The sequence below is a fragment of the Actinosynnema sp. NPDC004786 genome, from assembly GCF_053601135.1.
Genome location: NZ_JBSGBG010000098.1, coordinates 1 through 8,286, shown reverse-complemented (window position 1 = coordinate 8,286; position 8,286 = coordinate 1). Strand labels below are relative to the sequence as shown.

Annotated in this window: 7 protein-coding genes; 5 read left to right on the top strand and 2 right to left on the bottom strand. The window is 72.5% G+C overall.

Going from position 1 to position 8,286, the window contains the following annotated elements:
* The first annotated feature begins 271 nt into the window (after nucleotides 1–271).
* Both ACWEFJ_RS38965 and ACWEFJ_RS38960 read left to right on the top strand, forming a co-directional pair.
* Nucleotides 272–799, top strand: coding sequence for a YbhB/YbcL family Raf kinase inhibitor-like protein (locus ACWEFJ_RS38965; RefSeq protein ID WP_378097611.1), 528 nt, complete (start codon nucleotides 272–274; stop codon nucleotides 797–799).
* 108 nt (nucleotides 800–907) lie between these two features.
* Nucleotides 908–2,281 (top strand): mycothione reductase, encoded by a 1,374-nt coding sequence (locus ACWEFJ_RS38960; RefSeq protein ID WP_378097609.1) that lies wholly within the window; start codon nucleotides 908–910, stop codon nucleotides 2,279–2,281.
* A 283-nt stretch (nucleotides 2,282–2,564) separates the two neighbouring features.
* Here ACWEFJ_RS38960 and ACWEFJ_RS38955 read toward each other — a convergent pair whose 3' ends face one another.
* Nucleotides 2,565–3,704 carry an MFS transporter gene (locus ACWEFJ_RS38955; RefSeq protein WP_449716878.1) on the bottom strand — a complete coding sequence of 380 codons (1,140 nt, stop codon included), beginning with the start codon at nucleotides 3,702–3,704 and terminating at the stop codon, nucleotides 2,565–2,567.
* Nucleotides 3,705–3,907: 203 nt separating this feature from the next.
* Here ACWEFJ_RS38955 and ACWEFJ_RS38950 point away from each other — a divergent pair, with 203 nt between their 5' ends.
* Together ACWEFJ_RS38950 and ACWEFJ_RS38945 are read left to right on the top strand one after the other, a co-directional pair.
* Nucleotides 3,908–4,579 (top strand): FadR/GntR family transcriptional regulator, encoded by a 672-nt coding sequence (locus tag ACWEFJ_RS38950; RefSeq protein ID WP_378097603.1) that lies wholly within the window; start codon nucleotides 3,908–3,910, stop codon nucleotides 4,577–4,579.
* Between the two features lie 57 nt (nucleotides 4,580–4,636).
* Entirely contained in the window at nucleotides 4,637–5,914 is a 1,278-nt protein-coding gene (locus ACWEFJ_RS38945) for an epoxide hydrolase family protein (RefSeq protein ID WP_449716877.1), read from the top strand.
* 337 nt (nucleotides 5,915–6,251) lie between these two features.
* Here the strand turns inward: ACWEFJ_RS38945 and ACWEFJ_RS38940 are convergent, their stop codons facing one another.
* Nucleotides 6,252–7,160, bottom strand: a complete 909-nt coding sequence (locus tag ACWEFJ_RS38940) for a LysR family transcriptional regulator (protein ID WP_449716876.1) — start codon at nucleotides 7,158–7,160, stop codon at nucleotides 6,252–6,254.
* A 73-nt stretch (nucleotides 7,161–7,233) separates the two neighbouring features.
* Between ACWEFJ_RS38940 and ACWEFJ_RS38935 the strand changes: the two genes are divergently transcribed.
* Nucleotides 7,234–8,172: an EamA family transporter gene (locus tag ACWEFJ_RS38935; protein ID WP_449716875.1), complete on the top strand. Its 939-nt coding sequence runs from the start codon at nucleotides 7,234–7,236 to the stop codon at nucleotides 8,170–8,172.
* Nucleotides 8,173–8,286 lie beyond the last annotated feature (114 nt).

The window sequence follows — 8,286 nt, the reverse complement described above, 5'->3', positions numbered from 1 at the left end:
CCACCGAGGCTCGATTTGACATGGGTTCGGGTGCCTTAGGCTGGACGAAGCCGGCAGGCCCGGCGGGACGCTTTACCCCGCTGGGCCTGCCGGCTTTGGCCTGCCCCTGGTACCCGTAAGGGCCCCATGTCAAATCGAGCCGGACCGCACTCAGCACCCCCCGGAACCCCCACCCCACCTCACCCCTCACCCCCCGCCACCCCTGCAACCACCCACCTCCGCCGATAAGGTCAACCGGGTCTGTCCCGCAAGATCACGTGTGGAGGACCTGATGAGCCTCGAGCGCCCCGTCGCGCCCGACCCCTACGCCCTGCTCCCGCAGGTGGCGTCGTTCACCGTCAGCTCGACCGACGTGTCCGACGGCCAACCGCTGTCCGAGGCGCACCTGTTCGAGGGCGGCAACACCTCGCCGCAGCTCAGCTGGACCGGCTTCCCGGAGGAGACCAAGAGCTTCGTCGTCACCTGCTTCGACCCGGACGCGCCCACGCCGTCCGGCTTCTGGCACTGGGTCGTGGTGAACCTGCCGGCGTCCGTCACCTCGCTGGACACCGGTGCGGGCAGCTCGGACGACGCGCTGCCCGGAGGCGCGTTCCACGTGCGCAGCGACTTCGGCACCCGCGCGTTCGGCGGGGCCGCGCCGCCGCCCGGCGACCAGGTGCACCGCTACTACTTCGTGGTGCACGCCGTGGACGTCGAGAAGCTGGACGTGGACGGCGACGCCTCCCCTGCCGTGGTGAGCTTCAACCTGGCGTTCCACACGCTGGCCCGCGCGATCCTCGTGCCGACCTACGCGCACTGACACCCGCGCCCACCACACGGCACCGACACCAGCACCCACCCGCACGTCGCGCGGACACACGCACCGATGCCGGGAACAAGTGCCTCACGTCGCGGGTTGGAGCACGACGTGAGGCACTTCGACCTGGTCATCATCGGCACCGGTTCCGGCAACTCCATCGCGGACGAGCGGTTCGCCGGCTGGAACATCGCGATCGTCGAGAAGGGCGTCTTCGGCGGCACGTGCCTGAACGTCGGGTGCATCCCCACGAAGATGTTCGTGCACACCGCCGACGTCGCCGCCGCGCCCGCCTCGGGCGCGCGGCTGGGCGTGGACGCCCACCTGGACGGCGTGCGGTGGGCCGACGTGCGGGACCGCATCTTCGGCCGCATCGACCCCATCTCCGAGGGCGGCCGCCGCTGGCGGGCCGAGGAGAACGCGAACGTCACCGTCTACCCGGGCACGGCGCGGTTCACCGGCCCGAAGACCCTCGACACCGGCACCGGCGAGGTGATCACCGCGGACCGGTTCGTGCTGGCCGCGGGCAGCCGCCCGGTGATCCCGGACGTCGCCGACCTCGACTCGGTCGGCTACCACACCAGCGACACCATCATGCGGCTGGACGAGCTGCCCCCGCGCCTCACCATCCTGGGCAGCGGTTTCGTCGCGGCGGAGTTCGCGCACGTGTTCTCGTCGTTCGGGGTGGCGGTGACCGTCATCGCGCGGTCGGACCTGCTCCTGCGCCACGAGGACCGCGAGGTCGCCACCCGGTTCACCGAGCTGGCGGCCGAGAAGTGGGACGTGCGGCTCAAGCGCAAGGCGGTGCGGGCCGAGCGGGTCGACGGCGTGGTGCGGCTGCACCTGGAGGGCCCGGACGGCGAGGAGGTCGTGGAGTCCGAGGAGCTGCTGGTCGCGGTCGGCCGCACGCCGAACTCCGACCTCCTCGACCTGGCCGCCACCGGCGTGGACGTGCACCCCGACGGCCGCGTGGTGGTGGACGCGCACCAGCGCACCTCCGTCGAGGGGATCTACGCGCTGGGCGACATCAGCTCGGAGTACCAGCTCAAGCACGTGGCCAACCACGAGGCGCGGGTCGTGCAGCACAACCTGCTGCACCCGGACGAGCCGATCTCCTCCGACCACCGGTTCGTGCCGGCCGCCGTCTTCTCGTCGCCGCAGATCGCGTCGGTCGGGTTGACCGAGGAGCAGGCCGTCGAGCGCGGTGTGCGGTACGTGGCGGCGTCGCAGGCGTACGCGTCCATCGCGTACGGCTGGGCGATGGAGGACACGACCGGGTTCGCGAAGGTGCTGGCCGACCCGGACACGGGCCTGATCCTGGGCGCGCACGTGATCGGGCCGCAGGCGTCGAGCGTGATCCAGCCGGTGATCCAGGCGATGAGCTTCGGCCTGGACGCCCGGACCATGGCGCGCGGCCAGTACTGGATCCACCCGGCGATGCCCGAGGTGATCGAGAACGCGCTGCTGAACCTGCCGCTGCACTGACCGACGCGCGCTGACCGGCGCGCACTGACCGACGCGCGCTGACCGACGCGCGCTGACCGACGCGCGGCTCGGCGAAGCGAAGCCACGCCACGCGGCACGGTCAGCGCAGCCCGCGGAGGTCACGAACCCCGCGAGCCCCGCGCGCCCACGCCGTCACGAGCCCACACGATCCGCGAGCCCCACGAAGTTCCACGGGGAGACCCGGCCGACCCCTCGCGCAGCCGGGTCTCCCCGTTCGTGTCCGTAATCGACACATCGCCCTCGCAACACGAGGCGTTATCAGTTACACCGTCCGCGGACGCCCGGCGATCCACCCGAGCCCGGTCAGCAGGACCAGCAGACCCACCAGGACCAGCATGGACACCGTCCAGGTGCCGGTCGCGCCCCGCAGCACGCCGAACGCGAACGGCCCGGTGGCGGAGATCAGGTAACCGATGCTCTGCGCCATCGCCGACAGCCGGGCGGTGTCCGCACCGGACGACGTGCGCAACGAGATCATCACCAGGGCGAGCGGGAAGATCCCCATGCCCACCCCGATCAGCACGACCCACAACCCGGGCGCGGCGGCGGGGGCCAGGGCCAGCCCCAGCACGCCCAGCACGGAGAGCACGCCCAGCACCAGCACCATCCCGGACTGGCTGCGCCACCGCGCCGCCAGCGGCGGGACGACGAGGCTCACCGGCACGCCCAGCACCATCGTGATCGCCAGCAGCACGCCGGCCGTGGTCCGCCCCACCCCCGCGTCGCCCAGGATCTGCGGCAGCCAGCCCATCACCGTGTACGCGAGCAGGGACTGCAGGCCGAAGAACACGGTGATCACCCACGCCAACGGGCTGCGGAACATCGAGCGGCCCGCGCCCGCCTTCCGCGCCACCGGCCGCGCCGACGCCGCACCGTGCCGCGCGCCCGCCGACCACACCAGCAGCGCCGCCAGCGACAGGAACGCCCACGCGCCGACGGCCAACCGCCACGACCCCAGGGCCGACTCCAGTCCCGGGGTGATCGCCGCGCCGACCGCCGCACCGGCCGCGAGCGCGGCGGTGTAGACGCCGGTCACCAGGCCGACCCGGGTCGGGAACGACTCCTTGACCACCACCGGGATCAGCACGTTGCACACCGCGATGCCCGCGCACGCGATGAACGTGCCGCCGAGCACCGCCGCCGGGCCGTCCACCACCCGCAGCACCAGGCCGACCGTCAGCACCAGCAGCGACAGCCCGACCGCCCGCGCCATGCCGAGCCGTCGCCCGAGCCACGGCGCGAGGAACGCGGCGAACCCGAAGCACAGCGTCGGCACGGCCGTGAGCAGGCTCGTCCACGCGGTCGAGACGCCCAGCGAGGCGCGCACGTCGCCCAGCACGGAGGCCAGGCTGGTGACCGCCGGCCGCAGGTTGGCCGCGGCCAGCGCTACGCCGATCGCCAACAGGGTGCTGCCGACCAGGGCAACTTGACGGGTACGGCGCACCTCACCCCCGGCGGTGCGGCCAGGATGGTCGGCGATCGTCGCGTTGGCACCGGGATCGGTGGCAATGTGGGCAGTCGACGATGACCAGTCTGGCCGGGTCTGCTGGATTGGCACGCGGCTACTATCGCAGACATGGGATGTTCGGATGAAAGGATGGCGCTGTGCCGTTGGCCACTACTCGGCGGGCCGGGCTCGTCGACCAGGTGATCGACCAGATGAGGGGCGCGATCACCGCCGGTGAATGGCCGGTCGGACGCCGGATCCCGCCGGAGCCCGAGCTGGTCACCGCCCTGGGTGTGGGCCGCAACACCGTGCGGGAGGCGGTGCGCGCGTTGTCCCACGCCGGGCTGCTGGAGGTGCGCCAGGGCGACGGCACGTTCGTCCGCGCGACCAGCGAGCTGTCCGGGGCCGTCCGGCGGCTGTGCGGCAACGAGCTGCTGGAGGTGCTGCAGGTCCGCCGCACGCTGGAGGTCGAGGGCGCACGCCTGGCCGCCACCCACCGCACCGACGACGAGGTGCGCCGCCTGGAGGAGCTGCTGGCCGAGCGGGACGAAGCGCTGGCCGCCAAGGACTGGGCGCGGCTGGTCGAGCGGGACACCGCGTTCCACGTGCTGCTCGTCCAGTGCTCGCACAACACCCTGCTGGCCGAGCTGTACCAGGGCCTGACCGAGGCGGTCCGGGCCAGCATCACGGCCACCGTGGAGAACGACCACGAGGACGACCAGGTCTCGCACACCGGCCTGGTGGAGGCGGTGCGCGACCGCGACGCGGCGCGGGCCGCGGCCGAGGCGGGCGGCTTCCTGGAGGAGCTGCTGGAGCGCCACAAGGACTGACGACGGCGACCGGATCACGGATCGAAACCGTCCGTGATCGGTCCTACGCTCGCAGTCATGAGCGCAACGGCCTCCGCGGCCACCTCCACCGGCGCACTCCCCACCGCCACCGGCACGACTGCCGCCACCGCCGCCGGCACGTCGGCCGACACCGACACGTCCACCGGTGCCGGCACCGACACGTCCACCGGCACGTCCGCCGACGTCGATGCCGGCACGTCCGCCGACACCGATGCCATCACGCCGTTCCGGGTCGAGATCCCGCAGGCCGACCTCGACGACCTGCGGGCCCGCCTCGCCGCCACGCGGTGGCCGGTCGACCTGCCCGACGCCGGCTGGGACTACGGCGTGCCGCTGCCCTACCTGCGCGAGCTGGCCGACCACTGGCTGCACCGCTACGACTGGCGCGCGTGGGAGGCGAAGCTCAACGCCCACCCGCAGTTCACCACCACGATCGACGGCCAGACCGTGCACTTCCTGCACGTGCGCTCGGCGCGGCCGGACGCGCTGCCGATCGTGCTGACCCACGGGTGGCCCGGTTCCGTGGTGGAGTTCCTGGGCGTGATCGAGCCGCTGTCACGGGACTTCCACCTGGTGATCCCGTCCATTCCCGGCTTCGGCTTCTCCGGGCCGACCCGCGAGAAGGGCTGGGACGTGCCGCGCATCGCCCGCGCCTGGGCGGAGCTGATGCGCCGGCTCGGCTACGACCGCTACGGCGCGCAGGGCGGCGACTGGGGCTCGCCGATCTCCCGCGAGCTGGGCATCGTGGACGCCGAGCACGTCGTCGGCGTGCACCTCAACCTGCTGCTCACCTTCCCGGGCGACGACACGTCCGGGCTCACGGACGCCGACCTGGAGCGGCTGGCCTGGAACGCGACGTTCCGGGAGAAGTCCGCCTACGTGCAGCTCCAGGGCACCCGGCCGCACACGGTCGCGTACGGGCTGCACGACTCGCCCATCGGCCAGCTCGCGTGGATCGCGGAGAAGTTCAAGGAGTGGACCGACTCCACCGACCGCCCCGAGGACGCGGTGGACCGCGACCTGCTGCTGACCAACGTGTCCGTCTACTGGTTCACCGGCACCGCCGGCTCGTCCGCCCGGCTCTACAAGGAGGCCGCGGCCATGTGGAACGGGTACGAGCCCTCGTCCGCGCCGACCGCCGTGGCCGTGTTCCCGCGAGAGGTCGTGCTGCCCGTGCGGCGGATCGCCGGGCGCACCGACAACATCGTGCGGTGGACGGAGTTCGACCGGGGCGGGCACTTCGCGGCGCTGGAGCAGCCGGACCTGCTGGTCGAGGACGTCCGGGCGTTCTTCCACGGCCTCGACCGGCGGTAGGGGCTCGCACCTCGGGGCGGAGGTCTCCCACGGCGGCGGATTTCCGCGGGAGACCCCCTGGTGAGTGGCTCGTGCTCCCCCGCTCCCACATCGTTGGTCGCCGGAACCGGGCGCGGCGTAACGGCCGGATGCCTGATCGTTACCCGGTCAAGCCGTCCGGCCTCGCTCAAGCCGTACCGCCTCGCCCAAGCGGTCTCGTCTTGCTCAAGCGGTCCCGTCTTGCCCAAGCGGTCTCGTCTTGCCCAAGCGGTCCCGTCTTGCCCAAGCGGTCTCGTCTTGCTCAAGCGGTCCCGTCTTGCCCAAGCGGTCCCGTCTTGCCCAAGCGGTCCCGTCTTGCTCAAGCCGTCTCCCGCTGGTCCCAGCAGTCCCGCAACGCGGCCAGCGTGGCGGTCACGGCGGGGCGGCGGGTGGCCTGCGTCCGCCACACCGCGAACACCCGGCGGGTGGGCGTCGGCCGGAACGGCACCGCCCGCACCGAGTCCGGCAACGCCCCGCGACCCAGCCGGGGCAGCAGCGCCACGCCGATCCCCTTGGCCAGCAACGCCAACTGCGTCTCGTACTCGGCGATCCGGTAGGCCAGGTCGGGCTCCATGCCCGCGCCGCGGAAGGTGTTCACCAGCCAGTCGTGGCAGATCGTGCCCTCCGGCTGGCAGATCCACCGCTCGCCGGCCAGGTCCTCCGGCACCACCGACTCCCGGTCCGCCAACGGGTGCCCGACCGGGAGCAGCACGTCGGCGACGTCCTCGCCGAGGCGCGTCCGCGACACCGGCTCCGGCACGGCCAGCGGTGCGTTGACCCAGTCGTGCGTGACGGCCAGGTCCAGCTCGCCGCGCGCCACCGCCTCCAGGCCGACCGGCGGGTCCAGCTCGACCAGCCGCACGTCGAGCTGCGGGTGCCGCTCGGCCAGCCGGACGAGCGTCGCGGGCAGCAGGCCGCGGGCCGCCGTGGCGAACGCCCCGACCCGCAGCTCGCCCACGGCCGCGCCGCGCTGCTCCTCCAACGCCACCTCGGCGTGCTCGACCAGCGCGAGCACCTGCTTGGCGGTGGCCGACAGCAGGTGCGCCGCGTCGGTCAGCGCGACTCCCCGGCCACGGCGTTCCAGCAGCGTGGTGCGGGTCTCGCGCTCCAGCTTGGCGATCTGCTGCGAGACCGCCGAGGGCGTGTAGCCCAACGCCGTCGCCGCCGCGCCGACCGAGCCGTGCTGGGCCACCGCGTGCAGCGCGCGGAGCCGTCCGAGATCCAACATGTAGCGATCCTAAACCCAAAGCTTAAAGAATCATCGCTAGTGCTAAACGGTGGGACGGCTGAGACTCGGGGACGTGAAACCACGTCACGTCGCGATCGCGGTGCTCGTCGCCACCATCTGGGGGGTCAACTTCGTCGTCATCAAGGTCGGTCTGCGCGACTTCCCGCCGCTGCTGTTCTCCGTGCTGCGGTTCCTGGCCGCCGCCGTGCCCGCGCTGTGGTTCGTCGGGCGGCCCAAGGTGGCGTGGAAGTGGGTCGTCGCGGTGGCGTTGGCGCTGGGCGTGGCGAAGTTCGGGTTGCTGTTCGTCGGGATGGCCGCCGGGATGCCGGCCGGGTTGTCGTCCCTGGTGTTGCAGAGCCAGGTGTTCTTCACCGTGCTGTTCGCCGCCGTGCTGCTGCGGGAACGCCCGCGGCCGGTGCAGTTGGCGGGGATGGCCGTGGCCGCCGTGGGGATCGCGGTGATCGGCTTCGACTACGGCGTCGGCAGCCCGATCGGCGCGTTCCTGCTGGTGGTGCTGGGTGCGGTGGCGTGGGGCCTGGCCAACGTCGCCACCCGCTACGCCCGACCGCCGGACCCGCTCAACTTCATCGTGTGGGTCAGCGCGGTGGCGGTGCTGCCGTTGTTCGGGCTGTCGCTCGTGTTCGAGGGGTGGAGCGCCGACCTGGCGGCGGTGCGAGGGCTGAGTTGGACCGGGGTGGGGGCGATCCTGTTCATCGCCTGGGTGTCGACGCTGCTCGGGTTCGGGTTGTGGAACCTGTTGCTGCGGACGTACGAGGCGAGCGCCGTGGTGCCGTTCGCGCTGCTGGTGCCGGTGGCGGGGATGTTGTCCGGGTGGTTGTTGCTGGGTGAGGCGGTGACGGCGGTTCGGCTCGGGGCGGCGGTGCTGGTGATCGCGGGCATGGCGGCGACGACGGTGCGACGGCGGGAGCCGGTGGTGGAGCGGGAGTTGGTGGGGGTGGGGTCGGGTCCGGGTTCGGTCCCGGGGGTGGGTTCGGGGGCGGGGGCGGGGTGAGGAGCGCGGTGGTGCGGTTCGGCTCGATTTGACATGGGGCCCTTACGGGTACCCGGGGCAGGCCAAAGCCGGCAGGCCCGGCGGGGAAGAGCGTCCCGCCAGGCCTGCCGGCTT

Bases quoted from the DNA above. Each gene is read 5' to 3' on its own strand.
- ACWEFJ_RS38945 (WP_449716877.1), top strand. From the start codon at position 4,637: ATGAGCGCAACGGCCTCCGCGGCCACCTCCACCGGCGCACTCCCCACC.
- ACWEFJ_RS38940 (WP_449716876.1), bottom strand. From the start codon at position 7,160: ATGTTGGATCTCGGACGGCTCCGCGCGCTGCACGCGGTGGCCCAGCAC.
- ACWEFJ_RS38965 (WP_378097611.1), top strand. From the start codon at position 272: ATGAGCCTCGAGCGCCCCGTCGCGCCCGACCCCTACGCCCTGCTCCCG.